Genomic DNA, 24,688 nt, shown 5'->3' with positions numbered 1-24,688 from the left:
CCTCGCGGAATAAACCAGGGGCTGGGGGTAAACGAAAAGGCAGCCATCGGCCTGCCTTCAAAGTTGCGCGAGCCGAGCCAAAAACGCGTCGACCTGGTGTTCTTGTGTGGCCCAGGACGTGACCAGGCGAATCACAGAATGATCGTTATCCGACTTTCGCCAAACGTAGAAAGCAAAGCGCCGCTTCAAAGCGGAAATGACAGAATCGGGCAACATTGCAAATACTTGATTCGTAGCCGTTTCCGCCTCGAGAGCGTAACCGCCAGACACGATCCCAGAGGCGAGCTTTGCCGCCATGGCATTGGCGTGCTTTGCATTTTCGAGGAAGAGATTTTTGCCGCCAAATAGTTCCTGAAACTGGATACCCAGTAGCCGCCCTTTGGCTAACATGCCGCCGCGTTGCTTGACATGAAAGGCAAAATCCTCCGTCAACGCAGCATTGCAAACCACAATTGCTTCACCCAGAAGCGCACCTACCTTGGTTCCGCCGATCCAGAAAATGTCAACGAGGCACGCAATATCGGCCAATGTCACGTCGCTCTTGCTCGACGCCAATGCCGCGCCCAGTCGCGCGCCATCGAGAAATAGAATGAGGCCTCGTTCCTTTGCGAGCGCCGATATCTCCCGCAACTCCGCAAGGGAGTAGACGGTGCCAATTTCGGTTGCATTCGACAGATAGATAAGTCGAGGCTTTGCCATATGCGGAAAATGAGCATTGCTGGCAAGCGCGGCCTCAATAGTGGCGGCCGTGAGCTTCCCGTCTACAGCGGGAACGACGATGAGTTTGTGCCCAGTGGCCTCAATAGCACCAGCCTCTCTAACTACGATATGTCCGGAGTCCACTGCAATGACGGCTTCGTGCGGACGCAGGCAGCTGGATATCGAAACGATATTGGCCATGGTCCCGCTTGCGACGTAGTGGATCGCTCCGTCGAACGTGTCGCCCAAGCAGGCCTTGATCCGGGTCGTTGCCTCGGCGGAGTACGAGTCTTCTCCGTAAGCTGCCTGTTGGATGTAGTTGGAGTCCGTCAGCGCGTGGAGGATGTCAGGATGTGCGCCTTCGCTGTAGTCGTCGAGAAAGCTGAAAGTAGTCATTCGGTGCTTCTGCCTTAGATGGAGGCCGCGCCGGATGGGCGCGAGGCCAGAAACCGAAGGCTACCAATCTGTCACCAAACCGCCTTGTAAAAAATTGCTGCGCCACCGTCAGAAGCGAGCGGGAGTCACGCCGTACGCCTCGCGAAACGCGCGCGTGAAATGGCTTTGATCAAAGAAGCCAACGGCGTGTGCAATTTCAGTGATCGGCATGTTCCTGTTCGCGTTGAGCAACGCCACCGCCTTTTCCAGCCGCATGCGCAGTAACCAGGCGTGAGGCGTCATGCCGATAGTGCGTTTAAACAGTTTCAAGAACCGGAATCGATCGAGGCCGACAAGAAGAGACAGATCTTCCAGAACGATCTTGTCGGCAATATGCGCCTCGACGAATTCCCGAACAAGTCGCAGTTGCTGAGACGACAAGGCACCGGAGATAGCTTGCGGGGAGGGTTGCTTCAAGCGGGCAAACAGTGACTCCAGCAATTCCAGAACGTGCGTTTCGTTCATGATTGGATCGTTCATGCCCTGCTGAAGGCTTGAGTGCATTTTGAGCAAGTGATCCGCGAGGCGGCTATCTTGCAGCACCACTGCGGCCTGAGAGGGGAAATAGTGCTTGCCCGTGATTTCCTCCCCGAATCCATTCAGCAACGCGGCCGACAGTCGAAACGTTTGCAGCGTGTACGACTCGTCGGCATCCGCAATACCGTCATGAACCTCGCCTGCAGGCATAAGCTGAATTGCGCCACGCGTAAGCAACAGGGATTCCCCACGGAATGATTGACGCTGCACTCCGTCGGCAATGAGTGCGATATGGCAGTCGAGATGATAGTGCGGTTCGAAGCGAAACTCGGCAAACCGGGCCGTGCTAAGGATCAAACCAGGGATGTCGGTCGAGTGACTGTACTGGACTTCTTCGGGCATAACTCATCTCCGGTTCGCCGCCGGCACCTTGGAGACTAGCCCCGAAAGTTGCGCTGTGAGGCCCTCATTATCTTAGTTTCCTTTTTGGCTGCGCTGACTCGAACCAGAGCATCGAAAGCACGTTGAAGCCTTCGTGAGACCTACGTGGGTAACCCATAAAAACGTTGCGCGGAACGCTCACCAGTCCATGTGAAGCAAATATTTCAAGCGCCATTCCCCATCTTTCGTCACATTTAAGCGTTCCGTGGAGAAAGGTAACGGTCAACAGCTTCGGAATTGACAACATTACACTACCCTTTCCATTGTTGACGTGTCGAAGGGGGCACCTGTGGTTCTATATCACCGTGGCGCGGCGATTCAGCCGTCGAGCATAAGATACGGCAACACGTTCGTCGCCCGCGCCTGCATCTTGAAGGAAGACGGCGAATCCACCTCATTGGGTGATCTTGGGCAGTTCGCAAGTCAGAACTGTGCTTATGAGTTTGCCGTGCGCTGCGCGACTGCTTTTGTGGACGGCACACCGATGCCTCGCTCCCCGTTCGCTGGTACCTCAACCTCAAGTGATCCAGCGAAATAACTGACGATGCAAAGCAGCACCCAACGACGACCTCGAGTTAATTGACGGCCGTCTCTCGAACAAATCGCGTCTCCGTGCGATGGTCCGAAACAGAAGCAGTCTTGCCAGGGACACTCTTTCGATCTTCGCCTCCTTGCCGGCACTGCTTCTGATCTGCGGGTAATCATTTCTCGTCGTCCGCCGGCGCGCAGGAATTCTCTTTGCTCGCCGGAACTACTCGCATGTCCGTGATGGATGGAGAGTTAGCGTCGACTTCCGCGTTGAGGCTCGCACTGCTGGAATAAACCGGTGCGCCGAGTTGTTCTGCTTTCAAGTAGGCGCACGTGGTCCAGGGCCGATAGCCAGCGAGCTTTGGCCGACGTCGGACAACGCGTCACTCCAAGCCGACAGGACGACAGGACGACAGGAGCTTTCATGGCCAACGGGATAAATCGCTTTTTTCTGCAAGACACAAGAGCGTTCGTAACGCAAAACTACATGACCACCGCAGGCGTATTTACGGTTCGTGATCAGGTCAATGCCATCGATTTGCATCGAATGGAAGGCGGGCAACTCGGAGTGGTCAGGATCGAACCGACGAACGCCGCGTCTGACGACGACCCGATTCCCGCTTACTGGCTGCCACAAGGCAGTTCTTGCGACATACCGGTACTCGCCAGCGCAAAAAAAATTTGTCTTTACACCCGATTTCTCCGGTTGTTCGCTACTCGTTGATCAGATAGACGACAGGACTTACCGCGTTTATCACGTGACGGGCGGCGGCGGCTACTTTCAATCGGAATATAACGGCAAGCGCTCCAGTCAATCCGAGCTGGCCGGCGCCTTGACACATGAGGGCTACGGGACGCCCGAGTCGCCTCGCGCATTGCTTTTCATGAAATTCGAGGAGGGTCGCTGGTGGATTTACTATCAAGGCCAGACCGGTGCCGGATATGGACTGGTGGGCAACCGCGTGGAGCGTGTGCAAGGATCGTCGGCAGTGGACAGCATCAGGACAGCGGGCCGTATGCCGGTCGCCCGCGTAACTAAGGGTGAAAGACCCCTCTTCACGTCCGACCGGCTTTGCGATGGACAACTTGTCATTCCGCGCGCGCCAAGCCCGGCACTATCCACGCTGCGACCGCGCATCCCGCCGTTGATGACCGACCTCTGGATCTGTTAGCGCCGCTCCCCTCTATGAGGTCCGCGAACCGGTATCTCAGAACGAGTGGCGGATACCTGCCATGACACCAAGCTGCCCGATCCCCGGCGCCGGCGTTGTGCCCCCGCCGCCCTGACTCACGGTGTACGCGGCATGAGGACTGTTGAACAGATACGCGCCCTGCAGGTAGACCGCGGAGCGCTTCGACAGCAGATAGGTGGTGCGTAGCGCGGTGATCGTGCCTCGCGTGTCGTCGGCCCGATTGACGATGCGGTACACGCCACCGTCGACGATAAGGTCGGACATCAGGTCATATGCCGCCGTCAGGTAGTACAGATTCGAGCGCACGTCCGGCAACGCCGGGGACACGGTTTCGACGTGACGTCCGAGCCAGCCCGCACCTAGCTTTACCGGGCCGATGTGCCCGTAGCCGTTGAGTTGCATCCGCACGTCCTTGTCGCCCGAGTCGGTCAACGCGAAGGGTGCCGTGCCGTCATACAGGTTTGCAGCCGCGCCCGGGCCCCCGCGTTGTTCGTCGTAGGCGCCCGCAACGCCATAGCCGTTCATGTCGTAACGCAGCATGGCCGACCATTCGCGGCAGCTTTGCGAACTGCCCGGAATCGACCCGGCGCACGTGCCCTGCCCCGGCGAATTACCGGTGCCCGCCGAATCGCGACCGAACGAATAAGTCGCGCCGAACGTGAAGCCCGAAAAGGTGCCTTTATACACAATCGTGTTGTCGCTGCGGGCGCTCGGCATGTACTGATCGAATGATCCAGTTCCGCCGTAGATGTCTGGACCGAGCAGATCGGAATCCAGTATTGCCCAGTAAGTCATGGTGTACTGCCGGCCGAAAGTCAGCGTGCCATATGGACTCTCCAATCCGACATAGGCCTGCCGTCCGAACATCCGTCCGCCCTGATTGAGCGTGCCGCCCTTCGTATTGAAGCCGCTCTCCAGCACGAATACCGCTGACAGGCCGCCGCCCAATCCCTCTTTGCCTCGAATGCCCCAACGCGACGGCAATTCGCCGGTAATGCCCGGCATGCGCACAACGCGATCGCCCGCCGCGTTCGCATGCGTCACCAGCTCAATGCCCGTATCGATGATCCCATACAACGTCACGCTGCTCTGCGCGAACGATGTAGCGCTGATCCCGAGCAGCACACCGCCCAATGCGAGTTTGTTTTTCATGTTCTCCGCTTCTCCTTGATGAGTACCTCGTATGAATCCATGCGTTGGCGCGCAGCGCGCCACGCGCACGTCATACGAGGCGTTTCTTATGTAGCGATACTAATTACAGGCATGACGATCCCCGGCGCTGTGCGAGCCACCCATCAACGGTGCAAGTTTGATTGCTTCAGATCGCGGAGAACGGCACGCCGCGTCCGCTCGCCGCCTCCGGGGACACCGGCTTCGTCAAACGCCGGGCTTGGGAATATGACGCTTCACTACCATCAACGCGATCATCACGATCGCCATTGCGATGCCGAGCATCCACAGGTACGACGATGCGCCCCCGGCCGTGATCACCACCGCGCCGGCGAACGCGCTCGCAATCGCACCGAGCCGGCCGAATGCGAGCGCCGATGCGGTGCCGGTTGCCCGCACGCGGGTCGGATAAACATAGGCGCACAGCGCAAACATCGTCGACTGGACCGCATTGACGAACAGGCCGTGCACGCCAAGACCAAAGATCAGCAAGCCGGTGTGCTCGGAAATATTCACGCCGAGCAGCAGTAAGGCACTCGCCGCGCCGCCCGCGCTGCAGAGAATCAGCGGCCGTCGCGAACCGCCGCGAGCGATCACTACCGCACACAGCAAGGCGCCCACGACGCCGCCCAGGTTGTACGCGGTGAGTCCTGCCCCCGCGATCGAGACGGACAGGCCTTGCGTGCTGAGCATCGTCGGCAGCCAGCTGAAGGCGCTGTAGACGGCCAGCAGGCACAGGCAGAACGCGACCCAGATCGCCACCGTGTCGAGAGCGAGGCCTTCACGGAACAATGCGGTGAAACCGGTATGTTTTTCGGCGGCCTGCTCGCGCGCGTCGGCGAATACGCAGCCGCTCGCCACCGGCCGCGACATCCGGCCGAGCAGGCGTTTGAGTTCAGGCCACCGCTGTGGGCGCCGCGCGAGAAAACGCGGCGACTCGGGCAACGTGAACATCAGCAGGACGCCAAGCACCAGCGGCAACACGCCGCCGACCAGGAACAAGCCACGCCAGCCGTAGGCGGGCAGAATCTCATGCGCGAACAGCCCCGCGACCATGCCGCCGAGCGGCACGCAAACGATCGTCGCGGTGACCGCCAGCGTACGGCGACGAGCCGGCGTGAATTCGGCGGTCATGGTCGTCGAACTGGGCAACGCCCCGCCGATGCCGAGACCGGCGATAAAGCGCAGCACCGCGATCGTCACGATGTCCGGCGCGAAGCAGATGCCGCAGGTCGCGGCGCCGAACACCAGCACGCTGCCGATCACTGCCCAGCGGCGGCCGAAACGATCCGCCAGCAGACCGGCGCAGGCGCTGCCGATACCCATGCCGATCAGACCGGCCGCCACCACCGGCGCGAACGCGGCACGCGTGACACCCCACTCCTTGATCAACACTGGAATCGCGAAACCGATCAACTGGCTATCGAAGCCGTCGAGCACGATCGACAACGCGGCGAGCAACACCACGATTTTCTGCATCGTGGTGTAGGGACCTTCGTCAAGCGTGCGGCCAATATCGACTGTATGACCGCCCTCTTCGATACCTGCCTGATGGCCGGCGAGGGGCACGTCGGCGGCGCCTGCCGCGCTCGCCGCGCCGGCTGGTGGTACATAACTTGTCATTCAGCTGTCTCCTGTTTTGTCTGCGGTCTGGCCGCCGCACTTTTCTCGACGCGTCGTTGTCGTCATGTTGTCGTGGTCACGCTGCATCGTCAGTATGCGAGCACGCAAGCGGCTTTCGACATTGCCGTTTCGCGCAAAACTCATGACGTGCATGCATGGCTTTTCGATGCGAGGATTCGCTGCAAGCACTAGGGGCTCGCGGCTTCCGCTAAAGCCGTAGCCGTAGCCGCAACTACAGCTACTTCGCCCGGCGCTTCAGAACGGGTAATGCCGCGGCGTGGTCTGCACCGTCATCCAGCGCAGATCGGTGAATTCGGCGATCCCCGCCTGGCCGCCGAAGCGCCCGAAGCCGCTGCCTTTCACCCCACCGAAAGGCATCTGCGCTTCGTCGTGAACGGTCGGCCCGTTGACGTGGCAGATCCCCGCTTCAATGCGCCTCGCGACGTTCATCGCGCGCGCCACATCGCGGCTGAACACCGCCGACGACAGCCCATATTCGTTGTCGTTCGCGCAGGCCACGGCTTCGTCTTCGCCCTGCACGCGCACGATGCCCTTCACCGGCCCGAACGATTCATCGGCATAGATGCGCATGGCCGGCGTCACGTGATCGAGTAGCGTGGCGGGCATCAGCGTGCTGTCGGCCTTGCCGCCGCAGACGAGGGTCGCACCTTTGGCGAGTGCGTCGTCGATCAGCGCATTGCAGCGCTCCACGGTACTCATATCGACGACCGAACCCAGCACCACCGGTCCCTTGCGCGGATCCCCGAGCGGCAGTCCACGCGCTTTCTGCGCAAGCTGGGCGACGAACCGATCGGCAATCCGCTCATCGATGATGATGCGTTCCGTCGACATGCAGATCTGCCCCGAGTTGGCGAATGCGCCGAACGCGGCGGCGTCGACCGCTGCGTCCAGGTCGGCGTCGTCGAGCACGATCAACGGCGCCTTGCCACCCAACTCCAGCACCGACGGCTTCAGATAACGCGCGCACGTCGACGCGATGATCTTGCCGACATGTGTGGAGCCGGTGAAGTTGACGCGCCGCACTTTCGGATGCGCGATCAACGCTTCGACCACCACACCCGCGTCGGCCGGCGCATTGGTGACGAAGTTCACGACGCCCTTCGGCAAGCCTGCTTCCTGCAGGACTTCGATGATCAGGCCGTGCGTGCCTGGGCAGACTTCCGAGCCCTTCAGCACCACGGTATTGCCGCACGCGAGCGGCAACGCAATCGCGCGCACCGCGAGGATCACCGGCGCATTCCACGGCGCGATGCCGAGAACGACGCCGGCCGGCTGGCGCACGCCCATCGCGAGACTGCCGGGGACGTCGGACGGAATCAGTTCGCCGCCGATCTGCGTGGTCAACGCCGCCGCCTCGATCAAGCCGCCCGCGGCGAGATGGACGTTGAAGGCCGCCCACATTGCCGACGCGCCAGTCTCCGCCGCCATCATCTTGGCGAATGCCTCGCTGCGAGTTTCCAGGGCGTGCGCGGCCTTCATCAACAACGCACGGCGCTCGCTCGGCCCCATGGCCGACCATGCAGGAAACGCGGCGGCTGCGGCGTCGGCGGCCGCCACCGCATCGGCGACGGTCGCTGCCGGCGCGCGCGTCGCCACTTCGCCATCGAGCGGATTGCGGCGTTCGAAGGTCGCGCCGTTGCTGGCTTGCACGGACGCGCCGTTGATCAGCATTGAAATGCTTTGCATCGTTTGTCTCCTGCGGAAAGTTTTATCAGTGCGTACGTGGTTCGCGCTGAAGCTCACGCCACCACGATTTCAACCAGCCTCGGTGTCGATGAAGCCAACGCATCGCGCAACACGTCGTGCAGGCGTTCCGCTTCGGTCACGCGCACGCCCTGGCAGCCCATGCCGGCGGCCAGCGCGACGAAATCGAGTCCAGGCAGATCGGTACCCTGCACCGGATCGGCGGGACCGAAGCCGAACTCAGGCGCGAAGTCCTGCAGCGCGGCGTAGCGTGAATTGTTCAGGATCACGAAGGTGATCGGCAGCTTCATCTGCACGGCGCTGTAGACCGCCTGGATCGAATACATGCTCGAGCCGTCGCCGAGCAGGCCGATCACCCGCGTACCGGGTTTGGCCAGCGCCACGCCGACAGCAGCCGGCATGCCGTAGCCGAGACCGCCGCTGTCCATCGTGTAGAAGGTGCCGCTGTGCGTGAACGGCAGATAGTTCTGCAGCGCCGGGCGCGAACTCGGCGCTTCCTCGACCACGATGTCGTCTGCGTCGCGCACTTCCGCGAGCGTCTGCAACGCGAACTCGATTGACATCAACGGCGACGGCTCGGCGCGCGGCCGCGCCGGGCGCGGCGCGGGCAAGGCGCGCGACTTCGGCGCGGGCCGCGTCAGCAGATCGGCCACGCCGAGACGGATGTTGCCGACCGCCGCGATGCCGAGCGGCGCCCACGCCGCGATCGCGGGATCGTCGATCAGTTGGCATAGCGTTGCGCCCTCGGGTATATGCGGGCCGTATCCTTCGACGTGATACGTGAACGCCGGCGCGCCGATCACAAAGATCAGATCGTGGCCGCCGAGCAGTTCGACGATCTTCTCGCGCATGGCCGGCAAGAAGCCGGCAAACAGGCGATGGTCCTCGGGAAAAGCGCTGCGGCCCGTCATCGGCGCGACGAACACGCGGGCGTTGTGGCGTTCGGCGAGGCTCACCACTTCGTTCCAGCCGCCGGCGCGATCGACCGCGCCGCCCACCACGAAAGCCGGCCGCTCGCAGGCATCGAGCGCGGCGCCGATCTGCGCGAGTACGAACGGCTCAGGCCGCGTTTCCGTGCTGACCACACGCTCCGGCACCGGCTCGGCGGGACGGTCCCAGTCGTCGACGGGAATCGACACCAGCACGGGTCCGCGCGGCTCCTGCATGGCTACGTGATAAGCCCGCGCGATCGCGAGCGGCACGTCTTCGGCGCGCGCCGGTTCGATGCTCCATTTGACGTACGGCTTCGGCAATTCGGTGGCCTGCGTCGACGCGAGGAACGGGTCGAACGGCAGAATCGAGCGAGCCTGCTGACCCGCGGTGATGACGATCGGCGTGCGGTTGCGGAACGCCGTGAAGATGTTGCCCATCGCATTGCCGACGCCCGCCGCCGAATGAAGATTGACGAACGACGCGTTGCGGCTCGCCTGCGCGTAACCGTCCGCCATGCCGACCACGACGGCTTCCTGCAAGCCCAGCACATAGCGGAAATCGTCCGGAAAATCGCGGAACAGCGGCAATTCCGTCGAGCCGGGATTGGCGAATACCGACGTCATGCCCAGTCGGCGCATGAGATCGATCACGGCGTGGCGCACCGTGAACGGTACGGATGGGGCGGTTCTCGATGCCTCTGAACGGGGCGCGTTGCTGGTCATACTTCTCTCCTGTCGATGAGCGCCGTTTCTTGATGGCTCATTATCGGAAGCGCGAGGTTGATTGGAAATTGCCTTTTTTGAGAAAAGACATTACTTTTAAGCATGACTTTCAACCTCCAGCAATTACATGCGTTCGCCACCATCGTCGCGAGCGGCAGTCTTGGCCGTGCGGCGGAAGCGCTGCACGTCACGCAACCCGCGCTGAGCCGCACCATCAAACGGCTCGAGGATCAGGTCGGCGCGCCGCTGTTCGAACGACACTCGAAGGGCATGCAGCTTACTGCGATCGGCAGCGCGCTGCTGCCGCACGCCACCCTGCTGCAACGCGAAGCCGAGCACGCGCGCGAGGAAATCGACGCGATGCGCGGTCTCGCCAAAGGCACCATCCGTGTCGGCGCGGTGGCGAGCATCGCCACGCTCGTGCTGCCGCTCGCGGTGAGCGGCGTGCTCGCGCGCTGGCCGAATCTGCGCGTGGAGATCATGGAGGGTGTGTGGGACCGGCTTGCCGATAGCCTGATGAAGCACGAGATCGACCTCGCGCTCAGCATGGCGGTGCCCGACACGGACGAGATCACGGCGATTACCGATTGCCGGTGGGAAGACACGAGCTACGTGGTCGCCGCGCTCGATCATCCGCTGCGGCGCAAAGCGGACCTGCGCCTCGCCGACACGCTCGATCAGCGGTGGTGCGTGCCGCCGCGCGGCACGGGTCCGTTCGAGCACATGCAACATGTGTTTGCGGAGCACGGGCTCGGCATGCCGCCGATCGCGGTCGAGACGCGCTCGATCACCGTGCTGAAAAGCCTCGTGACGCGCGCGGGATTTCTGAGCTGGATGGCCACGCCGATGTACGACACCGAGGCCGCAGCCGGCGTGTTCGATACGCTAACGATTGCCGGCCTGGTGGGACGCCGCACGTTGACGGCCTTCCGACGGCGTCAGGGAATTTTGCCTAGCCCAGCAGTGAAGTTGCTGGAGCAGCTGCGGATGTTGACCGCGTCCCAGACCTGATCGCACGCGCGGCGCCGCCGATGATCCCGACCGGCACAGACACTCGCCCGGCCGACAACATGCCTGCGGAACGCGCCCTTTCTACCCTGTGACGTTTGCTCACAAAGTCAATATTTTTCGTGCATTGTCGTACCCTCGGTCAGGGCGCTTAATCATCCTCGACAGCATTTGGCAACGGTAATTCTGGAGGAAGCCATGGATTTTGGGCCGCGCAAACCTGCGATTTCCGATCGCTTGATGAAACGGATCGCCTGGCGGCTCGCGCCGCTGATGATCGTGATGTATATCGCGAACCAGCTTGACCGCGCCAATATCGGCTACGCGGCGCTAACCATGAACGCCGAGCTTCACATGACGACGGCGCAATACGGCTTCGCCGCGAGCCTGTTTTTTCTCGGCTATATCCTGTTCGAAGTGCCGAGCAACCTGTGCATGCATCGGTTCGGCGCGCGGCTGTGGATGACGCGCATTCTGCTGAGCTGGGGTCTGCTCTCCTCGCTGACGAGCTTCGTCCCCGACTCCCGCTGGCTCTATATCGCCCGCTTCTTTCTTGGCGCGTTCGAAGCTGGCCTGTTTCCGGGCATGGTGTATTACCTCACGCTGTGGATGCCGGCGCGTAACCGCGTATGGATGATGTCCCTGTTCGTGACCGCCATCCCGCTGACCGGCGTGCTCGGGGCGCCCGTGTCCACCTGGCTGATGGCGCATGCGAACGTGTTCGGTATCACCGGCTGGCGCGCAATGATTCTGCTGGAGGGCTTCCCCGCGATGATCCTGGCCGGGATTGCCTATTTCTGGCTGACGGACGACCCGTCCCGCTCCCGTTGGCTTTCCGCTGCGGAAAAGAGTGAAATCGCCGCGGCGCTAGCCGCCGAACGGGCCGAGGCAGCGGCCGCCACCTCGCCGTCCAGCGCCTGGAAGGCGCTCGGCAATCCGAAAGTCTGGGCGCTCGGTATCGTCTACTTCGGCACCAACGCCGGCATCATCGGCCTGCTCTATTTCCTGCCGCAAGTCATCAAGACGTTTGAAAGCTCTTTTGGGGTGAAGTACAGCCTCATGGATATCGGGCTGATCACGGCCATTCCATTCGGCGTTGCCGTCATCGCGATGCTGATCTGGGGCCGCGTGGTGAGCCGCCACGACGTCGGCGCCCGGCACGTGGCCGGCCCCCTGCTGGTGTGCGCGGCCGCGCTCTCGGTGGCCCTGCTGCTGAAGTCTCCCTATCAGTCGATCATTGCGCTATCGATTGGCGCGTCTGCCTGCTTCTGCAGCATCACCACCTTCTGGCAGTTGCCCAGCCGCATCCTCACCGATCGCGCCGCAGCGGCCGGCATCGCGCTGATCACGAGCATCGGGGTATCGTCAGGATTTTTGCTGCCGTATTTTATCGGTTGGGTAAAGGATACGACCGGCACGTTCGTGCTCGCCTTTGTCGGCATTGCCGCGACGATGGTGATCGCCTCGATCACGGTCACGCTGCTCGAGACCCGTTGGCGCAAAGTCGGCCAGCCGCGGTTTGTCAGCGAATAGCCATGGTCTGCGCCTCACCGTCCTTAGGACTATCATCGAAGGATCCATTGCCCATTTCTTCTCGCCAGCAAGGATTCCCGATGCGCCGCGGTGTTCCCAGTCTCAGTGCGCTGCAAGCTTTTGAAGCCGCGGCGCGACACGAAAGTTTTTCCAAGGCCGCAGCCGAGCTGTCGCAGACGCATGGCGCGGTCTGCAAAAAGGTGAATGAGCTCGAGGCGCATCTGGGCATTCCGCTCTTCGAGCGGGTACGTCAGCGGCTGGTACTGTCGCCGGCGGGCGCGGAGTACGCGCGGCGGATCCGCGTCCATCTCGACCAGATTCGCCGCGATACGCTCGAACTGATGCGCAAGCAAAGTGAAGTGAAGCTCCAGTTGGCCGTCGGCGTCACGTTCGCGTCTCAATGGCTGATTCCGCGTCTGCATGATTTCTACGCGCTCAATCCGGACCTGCAACTTCACATCATGGGCCGCGACCAGCCGACGTTCTTCGACAATTCGAGCTTCGATGCCGCGATCTATTTCGGACAGAGCCTGTGGCCCGCCATGCCAGGACGGCCGCTCGTAAGCGACGACAAGATTCTGGCAGTCTGTGCGCCGGGGTTGGCCGGCAGGCACGATAGCCTGAGCAGCGAAAAAATCGGCGCGCTGCCCTGGATTCACACCCGCGATCTTCCGCGCGCGTGGCTTGCATGGTCCGAAAGCGCGTCCACGCAGACCATCGAGCATAGCGCGGCGAACCAGCACTACGACATGTTCATCATGGCAATCAACGCCGCGATTTCCGGACTGGGCGTGGCCTTGCTTCCGCGTATCCTGATCGAACGGGAGCTGCGCAGCGGCGCACTCGTCCAGGTGCATCCACATTCAATTCCGAATCCGGAGACGGTCTACTACTCGTTTCCCGAGCAGAAACGTGACTGGGAGCCGCTTAAACGCTTCGATCAATGGTTGAGTGCGGCCGTGCGCGACTATCGCGAAGGCTGCCACCGCGAGCGCACGGCAGCCTTCGAAACGACGCTTGCGCCACACTGAGCACGTCCGCGAGGACGTCCGTGTTCACGCGAGTTCGCGCAGATCGGGGTTGTCGCGCAGGAGTTGCTGATAGAGCCCCTGGAAGTTGAGCCATGCGACGTAGTCGGATCCCAGTTGCGCGCGCGTTGTCCGTGCGTCCTCGTCAGATAGCGGCTCGATAGGGCCTGCCGCCTCGGCCAGCAACTGCACCTGGCAGCAACGCTCCATTGCAATGAAGCGGTACGCCGCGGCATCGACCGATGAACCGACAGTCAGCAGGCCATGATTGAGCAGAATGGCGGCGCGCTTCGTGCCCATCGTCTCGGCGATCCGGCGACCTTCTTCGGTGGCGAGCACGACGACGTCGCCACGAAACAGCACGTGATCTTCGTGGAAAAGACAGGCTTCCTGATTGAGCGGAGCAAGCAGCCGTGCGCGCGCGGAAAACGCGCGACCGAAAGGCGTGTGCGTGTGGGCCGCTGCAACGACATCCGGATTCGCGGCATGAATGCCGCAGTGAATCGCCGCCGCAGCGGCGTTCACGGGTCCGGTCCCGTGATAAACATTGGCATCCTCGTCGATGCAAACGAGATCGTCGGGATGGATCGACGAAAAATGCTGTGCGTACGGGTTGACCCAGAAGCGGTCGTGAAACTCCGGATCGCGGACCGTGATATGTCCGGCTATGCCTTCGGCGAGCCCGAATCTCGCGAAGATGCGAAAGGCCGCAGCGAGTTTGAGCTTGCGATGCTGCCGTTCATCGTCGAGGCTGGCGAATACCGGCGGCTCCGGCAAGCGTCCGCCAATTGGCTTGGGAATCTGCAACTCGCGGACTTCCGCGTGGCCCATGACATGCTCCTTCGTGCTGGTTGAAGCATTCATTCTCGGCCGCACGGACGGCATGGTCCATCGACGATTTGTCACAAGTTTGCTTCTTGCGCTCACAACGCGCGGTCCGCTTGCCCAAGTTCGCCGACCGCGTCCTCTGCTTAAGTGCGAAACGGTTAACTCCAACGTGAATGAAGCAATCAGTGAACGTTAACCCGCATGGCATTTTGGCCACCAATACTTTCGGCGAGCATGCCAATTCAGGTATCGACGCTTGCATGCTGGCGGCCAATCGCCGCGTCGTCGAGAGAAACGCAATGATGCGTTGATGACCCGCCGAGAACACCAGCGCGCGATGCCGATCTGGGTGACGCCGGCGATGAGGAGTAACAGATGAAAAACCCGCGCATCGCCATTCTTGGCTTCGCGATCGAGTCGAACCGGTTTGCGCCGGTGTCCACGCGCGCCGATTTCGTTTCGCGCGCTTACTTGCAAGACGCCTCACTACTGGACGACGCCCGCAAGGAAGCGCCGGTGATGACGCCGGAAATTCCTGCATTCGTTCGAACCATGGATGCGATCTCCCAGTGGACACCCGTGCCGATCCTGTTTGCCAACGCAGAGTCGGGCGGCCCTGTCGAACACGCATTCTTCGCCGACACGCTGCGCGAATTCGAACAGCGCTTGCGTGCGGCACTACCGCTCGATGCTGTCTATATCTGTGAGCATGGCGCCGCCATCACGACAGAAGAAGACGACCCCGACGGCGCGGTTTTCACCCTCGTACGCAATATCGTCGGACCCACGGTACCGATCGTCGCCACCGTCGACCTGCACGCGAACGTGTCCGACCGGATGGTGAACGCCGTCGACGCGCTGGTCTCGTACCGTCGCAATCCCCACACCGATATGGCCGAGCGCGGCGCCGACGCCGCCCGCATTCTCACGGAATTATTGAACGGCATGCGCACGGCTGTCGCGCACGTGCGCATGCCCGTCTGCGCACCACCGACCCAGTTGCTGACGGCCCCCGGAACCGGACCGTATGCGGAGATGATCCGGCGCGCGGAAGCGCTGGACGACCCGCGGATCGTGAACGTCTCGATTGTCGGCGGCTTTGCGTTTGCGGACACGCCGAAGAACGGCTTGACGGTACTCGTGACGACGCGCGGAGATGCGCCGCTCGCGCAACAAGTCGCAAACGATCTTGCATCGTATGCCTGGCAAGAGCGTGCCGCATTCACGCCGACGCTGACTCCTCTGGACGAAGCGGTCCGCCTCGCCAAAGCGACGAGCGACGATCCAACGCTAATGCCCCTGCTACTCGCCGACGTGGCTGACAACCCGGGCGGTGGCGGGCGCGGCAACACGCCGTTCGTGCTCAAGGCGCTACTCCAGCACGAGGTGCAGGATGCGATTCTCGGCGTCATCACCGATCCCGACCTGGTGACGGACGCCTACATGGCGGGCACCACGCAAACGTTCGTTGCGCGTTTCAATCGTGCTGAAACCACCGTGTATTCGGAGCAGTTCAGCGCGCCGGCCCGAGTGTTGAAGCTGCACGACGGCAAAGGCGTCGGCCGACGCGGACAACTGGCGGGCTGCAGCTTCGACCTTGGGCCGTGCGCCGCGCTGCAGATCGGCGGCGTGACGGTCATCGTCATCAGCAAGCGGCATCAGTGTCACGAGCCGATGTTCTTCGAGATGTTCGGCATCGACATTGCGCAAGCGCGCGTCGTCGCATTGAAGTCGCGCGGACATTTCAGGGCGGCATTCGACGAGTTCTTTTCCGACGCGCAAATCGTGAGCGTCGATGCGCCAGGTCTGACTTCCCCGATCCTCGCACGATTCGATTTCAAAAAGCTGCCGCGGCCCGCGATACCGCTGGACGACATTCCCGTTTGGACTCCGACGGTCCGTACGGTCCTGCCGAGGAGCGAACCGCGATGAACGAACTGCCCCGCGAAGATCTCCGGTCTTCACTGCGCGCGCAAGGCACGCACCGTTGCACGAGAGGATTTTCCCAATGAACGATACGCTGAGTGCGACGCGCATCAGACCGCAGACCACGCGGAAGGTCATCTGGCGCCTCGCGCCGCTGCTGATTTTGCTCTACATGGTCAACCAGATGGATCGGGCAAACGTCGGCTACGCGGCGTTGACGATGAATCGCGAACTCGGCATGTCGGTCTCCCAGTTCGGGTTGGCCGCCGGCCTCTTCTACGCCGGGTACATTCTGGTTGCCGTGCCGAGCAATCTGCTGCTGGCGCGATTCGGCGCGCGGCTGTGGATGACGCGGATTCTCGTCACCTGGGGAGTGATCGCTTCGCTGACCGCCTTCGTCAACAGCGCTCACACGCTGTACGCGCTGCGCTTTCTCCTCGGCATCGCTGAGTCAGGATTCTTTCCGGGGATGGTCCTGTATGTCACGTTCTGGCTGCCGCGTCAGGAGCGGGTGTGGCTGATGTCGCTGCTCTTTCTCGCCATCCCGCTGTCGAACATGCTGGGCGCACCGATTTCAACCTTCGTGATGGAGCATACGCATCTCTTCGGCTGGTCCGGCTGGCGCTCGATGTTCTTCATAGAAGGATTGCCGGCGATCGCGCTAGGTGTCATCACGTTCATTGTCATGAGAGACCGGCCCGACGAGGCCCGGTGGTTGACGGTCGACGAGCGCGCCGAACTGAGCCAGGCGCTCGCCGTGGAGAGGCAGGAAGCCGAGCGGGTGTCGCCGAAAAGCGCATGGCTGGCGTTGCTCGATCGGCGCGTGCTCGCATTCGGACTGATCTACTTCGGGATCAATATCGGCGTCGTCGCGCTGTCATTCTTCCTGCCGCAGATCGTCGCTGAGTTCTCCCACATGTTCGCGGTCAAATATACGGTCTTCCAGGTTGGAATGATTACCGCTGTTCCGTTCGCGGTGTCGGCGGTGACCATCCTCTTGTGGGGACAATATGCGCGACGTACCACACTCAGCGCCTGGCACGTGGCGATTCCCACGGCGATCGGTGGCTTGTCGTTCGCCGCTGCGCTGTTCCTGTCGTCGCCATACGAGGCCATGGCCGCGTTTACGCTCGGCGCGGTCGGCGTCTACACGCCGCACGCATCGTTCTGGCAGTTGCCTCCGCGCTATCTCAGCAATGCCGCGGCCGCATCGGGCATTGGCCTCATCAACACGATCGGCACGTTGGCCGGTTTCCTCGGTCCCTACGCAACCGGCTGGCTGCACGACCTTACCGGCTCCTATCGTGTGCCGATGCTCGGTGTTGCGGGACTCATGTGCCTGTCCGCGATCATGGTGCTGTTGGTCGAGCGCACGAGCCGTGCGGCATTGCAGCCGGCGAGCGCGCCGCAAGGCAGTGCCTCCTGACGCCGGACGCGCTGCATTTACCATTCTCAAGAATCAAGGTGTATCACCATGCGTAATGATGCCAAGCTGATCCTGATCGACAAACATCAGGTCGAGGCGTTGCTGAAGCCTGACGATGTAGTGGAAGCAGTACGGGAAGCGTTCGCTCTTCACAGCCAGGGCGAGGGCCGGGTGTTTCCTGTTGTGAGGGAGCCACTCGTGACCGGCGGCGTATTCGGAATCAAATCGGGCGACGTACAGTCGCAAGGCCTGCTCGGATTCAAGGCGGCGGGATTTTGGCCGGCCAACCGCGGCCTTGGCGGCGAACCGCACCAGGCCACCATTCTACTGATCGATCCGACGACCGGCCGGCCTGTGTGCGTCATCGACGGCAATGCAATCACGACCATGCGCACGGGTGCTGCCGGCGGCCTGGGTTTGACCCTCCTCGCGCGTGCGAACAGCGCTCGCCTGTGCGTATTCGGCACGGGTGTACAGGCACAAGTGCAGGTCCGGTTCGCTTTACGTGTGCTCGAACAGCTTTCCTGCGTTCGCTATGTCACCGTAGACGGCGAGCGCGACGCTTCGTTTGAAGCGCAGTTCGCCGGGCTTTGCGAAGTCCTGCATGCGACCGACCGCAACGCCGCGGTGGCTGACAGCGATGTGGTAATCACGGCCACGCCGGGCAAGGGGCCGCTCTTCGAGGCGCAGGCAGTGCAACCCGGCACTCACCTCAACTGCGTCGGCGCGGACACCAAAGGCAAACGCGAACTTCCAGAAGGTTTGCTGCCGCGCGTGCGCCTGTTTGTCGACGACCGCACTCAGGCGCGCGAAATCGGCGAGACGCAATGGGCGCCTGACACTGCATGTATCGAGATCGGCGATCTGATCACCGGCCAGGTCGGGATAGAACGGCAACCTGAGGACATCACCCTGTTCGACATGACCGGTATCGCCCTGCAGGATCTGACAGTCGCGCGGCTGCTTTACGAGCGTGCCTGCGAAACGGGTACGGCGACCTCGCTGGCGTGGCCCTGGTAGCATCATCGGTCGCCGGATGTCGATCTGACTCGCGCCGCTCAGATCGGCGCATCAAACGCAAGCTGGATAAGTTGCAAACCGACTATCGGAAGTGAGCGAATCAAGGCGGCGTCGCGCGCGTTCACGGCCACATCCGGTCAAGCGGCGTTAGCGCGAGCCGTCAATCCAGCAGCACCCAGGTCGTGTGCGCGTGTGCCGCTCCGGGTTTGTTCACTGCCAGGGCGCGGCAACCAGGGTTGTTGCAACGTCGACGCATGGAGAAGATCCAGAAAACGCTGAGCGCGCAACGAGCGTCCATGCCGTGAGTTGATCAGCGCGACGATATCGGCGTCCGGCTGCGTCCACGCTTCGAGCAGCGGGACGAGCCGCCCCGCATGCAGATGCTCCGCGACGTCCCATTCGGAGCGCGCAATGATGCCAAGCCCGGCAAGCGCCCAATCACGCACGGTGCCACCGTCATTGCTCGTCAGCATCGGCTCGATTCGGACGTTCGCCGGTGTGCCATGGTCTTTCGGCGTGAAGCGCCACATCGTCACGTCTTCGTCGTTTTCGCGCAGCGCGATACAGTCATGCGTGAGCAGTTCCTCCGGATGCCGTGGTTCCCCGCGACGCATCAGATAGCTCGGCGCCGCGCACAGGATGCGGCGATTAGGTGCGAGGCGCCGGCTGATGAGCGACGAATCGCGCAACTCGCCGATATGCACCATCAGGTCCCACGTGTCATCCGAAATGCGCGCGGGGCGATCGGACAGTATCAGACTTGCGCTCACTTCGGGATAGAGGGCACGAAACTGCGCAATAGCGGGCGCGACGTAACGCTGCCCGAAACCGAGCGGCGCGATCACGCGCAGATGTCCCGCCACCGTGCCGCGCCGCGACGCCAACGTGTCTGACAAATTGCCGATGTCATCGCAGATCCGGCGCGCGTGTACCGCAAGCAGCTCACCCTCATCGGTGAGCACCATGCGCCGGCCCGATCGGTCGATTAACCGCATGCCCAACCGGTTCTCCAGAAGACGAAGTCGCTGCGTGACCGCGGGCGGCGTGACATCGAGTTTGCGTGCGGCATCCGCCAACGACACCGCGCTCGCAAGCGTAATGAAAAAATGCAGGTCCTCGGTCGAAATCATTGACTTGGGCGTGAGTGCAACAATCCGACGATGGTAGTCCGTGGCTTTATTGACCGCCATTATTTTTTTACGCCTGACGTGAGCGATTCCTGCCCATCGGGCCTGGTAATCGTGCGCCAGCAGGGGAGAAACTGCAACGTGAGAAAGATTTCAGCAAAACACAGTTGCGGTATTTCACGGGGACGGGTCACCCAGAGCGTCCCGTCACGCTCGGTTTCTTCGCTGGAATGCAACGACAGGCGGATAGTTGTCTTGTTAGCGGCCGGGCCGATTCATGGACTGTTGTCACCAGCCCCGAAATCGCGGCCATTGCGCTCCGATTGCCGTGAACCCGTGCGAATCATCTCGTAGTGGTCATGCTGGGCAGCGCTCGCGCAAGCGTGCCTCGCCCAATCTGCGAGCACGCAACGGCATAGGGCGTGACGGAGTATCACCAATCAATATGCGACGCGGGTTAAGTTCGCCTAACTTCACTCTTAACATGAGCATTAACGCGCGCGCGATGCGTGAACTCCATTGCTCCATGTCCTGCCAGCATGCTCTGCATGCAGATCTATCCGCTATGACATAGCAATCCGGGCTGCGCCAAAACGACGCGATTTATCAAGGAACTCGCCGCTGTAGCCCAATGAAATGCCCCCTTCGCCATATATCCGTCAGTTCACGGCCATCTTCGCGTCAGTTCAAATTTGTATGATGGCCATGACGCATGCCGAACAGCAAAGCAACGTTCGCATCCCCATCCATGCTTCAGCGGAGATATTGATTCGTGAACAAAGAGCCTCAGAAACTGGACACCGGCGAGGATGATCCTGCGTCGTTGTTGGAACGCCCAACGCGCCGATCCTTTTTGGGCCGCGTGGGTACTGCGGGCGTTGCAATAGGCATGGGACAACTTCCTTCTGTTGCCCTCGCGGAGACCGATAGCACCGCCCCCGCCGCAACGGCCGCGACGGACGTGGTCGCGGATGGCGCCAAGGTGCATGTCCGGCTGAATGTCAACGGCACGATCCACGACGTGGATATCGACCCACGCACCACGCTGCTCGATTGCTTGCGCGAGGATCTGCATCTGACCGGTACCAAGAAGGGCTGCGATCATGGCCAGTGCGGCGCATGTACGGTCCATGTCGACGGCAAACGAGTGAATTCGTGTCTGAGCCTTGCCGCCACCCATGAGGGTGAGGCGATCACGACAATCGAAGGCATCGGCCGGCCGGGCGCGCTGCATCCCATGCAGGCAGCCTTCGTCGAACATGATGGGTTCCAGTGCGGGTACTGCACGTCAGGCCAGATCATGTCCGCGGTCGCGCTGCTCAATGAGCCTTACGGCCACAGCGACGACGATGTCAAAGAAGCCATGAGCGGGAATATCTGCCGCTGCGGCGCCTATTCGAACATCGTCTCCGCCATCCAGCAAGTTCGACGGAAAGTTTAAGCGGAGCGTATGCATGGAATCCTTTCAGCTCAAACGCGCGTCCGATGTGAGACAGGCAATCGACTTCGCGCAGACATCGGCCGGCAATCCGCAAAATGGCGCGTCGACGCGCTTCCTGGCGGGAGGTACGACGCTGCTCGATTTGATGAAGCTCGACGTTGAACGTCCAACCCAGGTGATCGACATCCATCGCCTGCCGCTCGATCAGATCAAGCCCATCGACGGTGGTGGCGTCACTATCGGCGCAACGGTACGCAATTCCGACCTCGCGAATCATCCACTGATCAAGACGCATTATCCGGTCCTGTCGCAAGCATTGCTTTCCGGTGCATCGGCACAATTGCGAAACATGGCGACGACCGGCGGCAACCTCTTGCAGCGCACACGCTGTGTCTACTTTCGCGACACCGTCATGCCGTGCAACAAGCGCGAGCCCGGCACGGGGTGTTCCGCGATTGACGGGTTCAATCGAAACCTGGCCATTCTCGGGACGAGCGATCACTGCATCGCAACGAACCCCTCCGACATGAGCGTGGCAATGACCGCACTCGAGGCTACGATCCATGTCGAAGGCGCGCAGGGTAAGCGGGACATTACGATTGACTCATTCTTTTTGTTGCCCGGGGCCACGCCCGAACGCGAAACCATGCTCAATCCGGGCGAGCTCATTACCCATGTGACGCTCCCGGCGCCCGCGCCGGGCAGTCGCAGCGTCTATCTGAAACTGCGCGACCGCGCGTCGTATGAATTTGCGTTGGCCTCGGCAGCGGTCGTCATGACCGTCGCGTCGGGCAAGATCGACCACGTCCGAATCGCGCTGGGCGGCGTCGGCGTCAAGCCGTGGCGCTCGAAAGAGGCGGAAGCCCAGCTACTCGGCCGCGCCCCTGACGCCACGGCGTTCCGGGCAGCAGCCGAAGCAGCACTCCAGTCAGCGCGGGTACAGAGCCAGAACGGCTTCAAGGTGGAACTGGCAAAACGCTGCATCCAGCACGCGCTCACACTTGCCACCCAGACAGCCTGACGCAACGCTCGTGAAGCGGAGAGAACATGCAACTCGCTAACAATAAAACGCAGCCGATCATCGGCGGCGAATTTACTCGAATTGACGGGCCGTTCAAGGTCAGTGGCACGGCGACCTACACCTCGGATATCAACTTGCCCCGGATGCTCTATGCCGTGCCGGTTTGCGCGACGATCGCCAAGGGGCGCATCACGCGTCTGGATACCGCCGCCGCGTCAGCCATGCCGGGTGTCCATGCTGTGTTCACACGCGAGAACATCGGAAAGTTCTATCGCGTCGCTTTTGCGCCTGACACGAAAATCGACGAAAAGCGCCCCCCGTTCGACGACGACAACATCTACTACTACGGCCAGTACATCGGTCTGGTGGTTGCGGACACGTTCGAGCAGGCAACCGCGGCGTCTCGGGCGGTGAAGGCAACGTATTCCTCCAGCCGCCCCGACGTCCGCGTCGAAATGTCGGCAGAGGAAACACCGAGCGTCGACACGCAGCGAGGCGACGTGACTACCGCGTTCGCGGCCGCTCCCGATGCGCGGAAGCTGGACCACACCTACACGACGCCGATTGAGACGCACAACCCGATCGAATTGCATGCGACCGTGGCCATGTTCGATGGCACGAACTACACCTTCTACGAAACCTCGCAGGCAATCGTCAATCACCGCCTCGTCATGGCGCAGATGCTCGGCGTATCGCAAGACCAGGTGCGCGTCATCATGAAATACCTGGGGTCGGGATTTGGCGGCAAACTGTTTCCGTGGTCCCACTCGTTACTCGCGGCAGCGGCGGCCCGCAATCTGATGCGGCCGGTCAAGTTGGTGGTGAGCCGCGAGATGATGTTCCACAACGTGGGGCACCGCACCAACACGCAACAGCGCATGCGCCTGTCGGTTACGCCGGAAGGACGTTTCACGTCGTTCCAGCAGGACTACGTTTATCAAACCGCCCGCCGGGAAACGCGCAAGGAGAACTGTGGCGAGACCACTGGCTACCTCTACAGCTCGCCCAACTTGCGCGCAACCGCGGCCTACGCGCGCCGGGATATCGCGCCCAGCACCTCGATGCGTGGCCCGGGTGCCGTCCCCGGACTGTTCGCAATCGAATCGGCTGTCGACGAACTCGCCATCAAGCTCAATATGGACCCGGTCCGGTTACGCCTGATCAATGAGCCCGCGATCGACGAAAGCCTGAATGTGCCGTTTTCATCACGGCACCTCAAGGAATGCCTCACACTCGGCGCGGAAAAATTCGGCTGGGCGCAGCGCACTCCGGCGGTCGGGTCGATGCGTCGTGACGGACTCGTGGTTGGCTGGGGCGTCGCAGCGGGGTCATGGGCCGCGAGGCGCCTCGCGACAGAAATCATCGTCGAACTTCACGCGGATGCGACGGCGCGCGTATCCACCGCCACCCAGGACATTGGAACGGGAACCTACACGATCCTGGCTCAGTTGGTGGCCAATGTGACCGGCATTCCGCTCCAGCGCGTCTCCGTGGTGCTCGGCGATACGCGCTTGCCGCCCGGTCCGATGTCCGGCGGATCGATGGCTACCGCATCGCTCGTTCCGGCCGCCACGCAAGCGGCACAGGCAGCGGTCCAACAACTTCTGGCCGCGGCAGCCCAGGCAGACAATTCGCCGTTCAAGGGTCAGCCGACCAGTGAGCTCGCTTTCGACCGAGGCATGGTCTACCGGAAAGGAACCTCACCCGGGGCGGGCGTAGCGTTCGAGCGGATCCTCGCGCCGGCACAGATCAACATGGTGGTGGGAAGGGGCCGTTCAGGTGCGAGCCAGGACGATCCCGACGCGGCCAGCGTATCGATCCACTCATACTGCGCGCATTTCATCGAGGTGACGTGGCAGCCTCAGACGGCACGGTTGCGCATCAACCGCGTGGTAAGCGTGATCGACGGCGGCAAGATCATTAACGCACGCATGGCCCTCAACCAGATTCAAGGGGCCGTCGTGATGGGCGTCGGCATGGCACTGTTCGAAGAAACGAATTACGACACGCGCACCGGCGCCCCGATCAACCGCAACCTCGCCGACTATGTGATGACCACGCATGCCGATGCGCCGAAGATCGACGTGACGTTCCTCGAGTATCCGGATCTCGCGTTGAATCCGCTCGGAGCGCGCGGCGTCGGAGAAATCGGCATGGCGGGAATTGCGCCTGCAATCGCAAACGCCGTATATCACGCGACAGGTGTACGGGTGCGTAATCTTCCGATTCGGCTCGAAGATCTGTTGGCTTCTCAGGTATCCGCGTAGTCGACCCGTCGGCTCAGACAGAGGCGCTGCTGGCACACAGCCAGCAGCGCAATCGCCTCTGCCCGGGCAAGGCAACGCACAAAGACCGGGACGATTCAGTCCCGGTCTTCTTCTCCC

General features: G+C 61.8%; 19 protein-coding genes. 11 read left to right on the top strand and 8 right to left on the bottom strand.

Annotated features, from left to right (window positions below):
- Positions 1-57: 57 nt before the first annotated feature.
- Together RI103_RS22040 and RI103_RS22035 are read right to left on the bottom strand one after the other, a co-directional pair.
- Positions 58-1,095, bottom strand: a complete 1,038-nt coding sequence (locus RI103_RS22040; RefSeq protein WP_310817605.1) for an aminotransferase class I/II-fold pyridoxal phosphate-dependent enzyme — start codon at positions 1,093-1,095, stop codon at positions 58-60.
- A 108-nt stretch (positions 1,096-1,203) separates the two neighbouring features.
- Complete coding sequence (locus tag RI103_RS22035; RefSeq protein WP_310817604.1) at positions 1,204-2,013, bottom strand: AraC family transcriptional regulator; 810 nt, start codon at positions 2,011-2,013, stop codon at positions 1,204-1,206.
- 991 nt (positions 2,014-3,004) lie between these two features.
- Between RI103_RS22035 and RI103_RS22030 the strand changes: the two genes are divergently transcribed.
- Positions 3,005-3,304 carry a hypothetical protein gene (locus RI103_RS22030; protein ID WP_310817603.1) on the top strand — a complete coding sequence of 100 codons (300 nt, stop codon included), beginning with the start codon at positions 3,005-3,007 and terminating at the stop codon, positions 3,302-3,304.
- 484 nt (positions 3,305-3,788) lie between these two features.
- Here RI103_RS22030 and RI103_RS22025 read toward each other — a convergent pair whose 3' ends face one another.
- From RI103_RS22025 to mdlC, 4 genes are all read right to left on the bottom strand, one after another.
- Entirely contained in the window at positions 3,789-4,925 is a 1,137-nt protein-coding gene (locus tag RI103_RS22025) for a porin (RefSeq protein ID WP_310817602.1), read from the bottom strand.
- Positions 4,926-5,150: 225 nt separating this feature from the next.
- Positions 5,151-6,422: an MFS transporter gene (locus tag RI103_RS22020; RefSeq protein ID WP_409077032.1), complete on the bottom strand. Its 1,272-nt coding sequence runs from the start codon at positions 6,420-6,422 to the stop codon at positions 5,151-5,153.
- A gap of 399 nt (positions 6,423-6,821) precedes the next feature.
- Complete coding sequence (locus RI103_RS22015; protein WP_310817599.1) at positions 6,822-8,273, bottom strand: aldehyde dehydrogenase; 1,452 nt, start codon at positions 8,271-8,273, stop codon at positions 6,822-6,824.
- Positions 8,274-8,326: 53 nt separating this feature from the next.
- Positions 8,327-9,946 (bottom strand): benzoylformate decarboxylase, encoded by a 1,620-nt coding sequence (gene mdlC / locus RI103_RS22010; protein ID WP_310817598.1) that lies wholly within the window; start codon positions 9,944-9,946, stop codon positions 8,327-8,329.
- Between the two features lie 102 nt (positions 9,947-10,048).
- Here mdlC and RI103_RS22005 point away from each other — a divergent pair, with 102 nt between their 5' ends.
- The 3 genes from RI103_RS22005 (at position 10,049) to RI103_RS21995 (ending at position 13,518) form a co-directional block, all read left to right on the top strand.
- Positions 10,049-10,957, top strand: a complete 909-nt coding sequence (locus RI103_RS22005; RefSeq protein WP_310817597.1) for a LysR family transcriptional regulator — start codon at positions 10,049-10,051, stop codon at positions 10,955-10,957.
- A gap of 237 nt (positions 10,958-11,194) precedes the next feature.
- Positions 11,195-12,487, top strand: a complete 1,293-nt coding sequence (locus RI103_RS22000; RefSeq protein WP_310817595.1) for an MFS transporter — start codon at positions 11,195-11,197, stop codon at positions 12,485-12,487.
- An 80-nt stretch (positions 12,488-12,567) separates the two neighbouring features.
- Positions 12,568-13,518, top strand: coding sequence for a LysR substrate-binding domain-containing protein (locus RI103_RS21995; RefSeq protein WP_310817594.1), 951 nt, complete (start codon positions 12,568-12,570; stop codon positions 13,516-13,518).
- A 24-nt stretch (positions 13,519-13,542) separates the two neighbouring features.
- Here RI103_RS21995 and RI103_RS21990 read toward each other — a convergent pair whose 3' ends face one another.
- Entirely contained in the window at positions 13,543-14,346 is an 804-nt protein-coding gene (locus RI103_RS21990) for a class II aldolase/adducin family protein (protein WP_310817593.1), read from the bottom strand.
- A 170-nt stretch (positions 14,347-14,516) separates the two neighbouring features.
- On the opposite strand from RI103_RS21990, the gene RI103_RS21985 reads away from it, so the two are divergent.
- The 4 genes from RI103_RS21985 to RI103_RS21970 all read left to right on the top strand — a co-directional run bounded on the left by RI103_RS21985 (position 14,517) and on the right by RI103_RS21970 (position 18,715).
- Entirely contained in the window at positions 14,517-14,654 is a 138-nt protein-coding gene (locus RI103_RS21985) for a hypothetical protein (protein ID WP_310817592.1), read from the top strand.
- A 64-nt stretch (positions 14,655-14,718) separates the two neighbouring features.
- Positions 14,719-16,275: a M81 family metallopeptidase gene (locus RI103_RS21980; RefSeq protein ID WP_310817591.1), complete on the top strand. Its 1,557-nt coding sequence runs from the start codon at positions 14,719-14,721 to the stop codon at positions 16,273-16,275.
- A gap of 76 nt (positions 16,276-16,351) precedes the next feature.
- Complete coding sequence (locus tag RI103_RS21975; protein ID WP_310817590.1) at positions 16,352-17,695, top strand: MFS transporter; 1,344 nt, start codon at positions 16,352-16,354, stop codon at positions 17,693-17,695.
- 48 nt (positions 17,696-17,743) lie between these two features.
- Positions 17,744-18,715 carry an ornithine cyclodeaminase family protein gene (locus tag RI103_RS21970; protein ID WP_310817589.1) on the top strand — a complete coding sequence of 324 codons (972 nt, stop codon included), beginning with the start codon at positions 17,744-17,746 and terminating at the stop codon, positions 18,713-18,715.
- Between the two features lie 137 nt (positions 18,716-18,852).
- Here RI103_RS21970 and RI103_RS21965 read toward each other — a convergent pair whose 3' ends face one another.
- Positions 18,853-19,845, bottom strand: a complete 993-nt coding sequence (locus RI103_RS21965; protein WP_310817588.1) for a LysR family transcriptional regulator — start codon at positions 19,843-19,845, stop codon at positions 18,853-18,855.
- A 769-nt stretch (positions 19,846-20,614) separates the two neighbouring features.
- Between RI103_RS21965 and RI103_RS21960 the strand changes: the two genes are divergently transcribed.
- The 3 genes from RI103_RS21960 to RI103_RS21950 are packed head-to-tail and all read left to right on the top strand — an operon-like array spanning position 20,615 to position 24,571.
- Entirely contained in the window at positions 20,615-21,283 is a 669-nt protein-coding gene (locus RI103_RS21960) for a 2Fe-2S iron-sulfur cluster-binding protein (protein WP_310817586.1), read from the top strand.
- 13 nt (positions 21,284-21,296) lie between these two features.
- On the top strand, positions 21,297-22,304 hold the full coding sequence (locus RI103_RS21955; protein ID WP_310817585.1) for a xanthine dehydrogenase family protein subunit M: 1,008 nt from the start codon (positions 21,297-21,299) through the stop codon (positions 22,302-22,304).
- Between the two features lie 26 nt (positions 22,305-22,330).
- Entirely contained in the window at positions 22,331-24,571 is a 2,241-nt protein-coding gene (locus RI103_RS21950; protein WP_310817584.1) for a xanthine dehydrogenase family protein molybdopterin-binding subunit, read from the top strand.
- Positions 24,572-24,688 lie beyond the last annotated feature (117 nt).

Origin of the sequence: Paraburkholderia sp. FT54, assembly GCF_031585635.1 — a bacterium.
Classification (GTDB): domain Bacteria; phylum Pseudomonadota; class Gammaproteobacteria; order Burkholderiales; family Burkholderiaceae; genus Paraburkholderia.
This window is presented reverse-complemented; position numbering and strand designations above follow the sequence as displayed.

Coding starts and splice junctions, on each gene's coding strand:
- RI103_RS22040 (WP_310817605.1), bottom strand. CDS start 1,095: ATGACTACTTTCAGCTTTCTCGACGACTACAGCGAAGGCGCACATCCT.
- RI103_RS22035 (WP_310817604.1), bottom strand. CDS start 2,013: ATGCCCGAAGAAGTCCAGTACAGTCACTCGACCGACATCCCTGGTTTG.
- RI103_RS22030 (WP_310817603.1), top strand. CDS start 3,005: ATGGCCAACGGGATAAATCGCTTTTTTCTGCAAGACACAAGAGCGTTC.
- RI103_RS22025 (WP_310817602.1), bottom strand. CDS start 4,925: ATGAAAAACAAACTCGCATTGGGCGGTGTGCTGCTCGGGATCAGCGCT.
- RI103_RS22020 (WP_409077032.1), bottom strand. CDS start 6,422: ATGCAGAAAATCGTGGTGTTGCTCGCCGCGTTGTCGATCGTGCTCGAC.
- RI103_RS22015 (WP_310817599.1), bottom strand. CDS start 8,273: ATGCAAAGCATTTCAATGCTGATCAACGGCGCGTCCGTGCAAGCCAGC.
- mdlC (WP_310817598.1), bottom strand. CDS start 9,946: ATGACCAGCAACGCGCCCCGTTCAGAGGCATCGAGAACCGCCCCATCC.
- RI103_RS22005 (WP_310817597.1), top strand. CDS start 10,049: ATGACTTTCAACCTCCAGCAATTACATGCGTTCGCCACCATCGTCGCG.
- RI103_RS22000 (WP_310817595.1), top strand. CDS start 11,195: ATGAAACGGATCGCCTGGCGGCTCGCGCCGCTGATGATCGTGATGTAT.
- RI103_RS21995 (WP_310817594.1), top strand. CDS start 12,568: ATGCGCCGCGGTGTTCCCAGTCTCAGTGCGCTGCAAGCTTTTGAAGCC.
- RI103_RS21990 (WP_310817593.1), bottom strand. CDS start 14,346: ATGGGCCACGCGGAAGTCCGCGAGTTGCAGATTCCCAAGCCAATTGGC.
- RI103_RS21985 (WP_310817592.1), top strand. CDS start 14,517: ATGAAGCAATCAGTGAACGTTAACCCGCATGGCATTTTGGCCACCAAT.
- RI103_RS21980 (WP_310817591.1), top strand. CDS start 14,719: ATGAAAAACCCGCGCATCGCCATTCTTGGCTTCGCGATCGAGTCGAAC.
- RI103_RS21975 (WP_310817590.1), top strand. CDS start 16,352: ATGAACGATACGCTGAGTGCGACGCGCATCAGACCGCAGACCACGCGG.
- RI103_RS21970 (WP_310817589.1), top strand. CDS start 17,744: ATGCGTAATGATGCCAAGCTGATCCTGATCGACAAACATCAGGTCGAG.
- RI103_RS21965 (WP_310817588.1), bottom strand. CDS start 19,845: ATGATTTCGACCGAGGACCTGCATTTTTTCATTACGCTTGCGAGCGCG.
- RI103_RS21955 (WP_310817585.1), top strand. CDS start 21,297: ATGGAATCCTTTCAGCTCAAACGCGCGTCCGATGTGAGACAGGCAATC.
- RI103_RS21950 (WP_310817584.1), top strand. CDS start 22,331: ATGCAACTCGCTAACAATAAAACGCAGCCGATCATCGGCGGCGAATTT.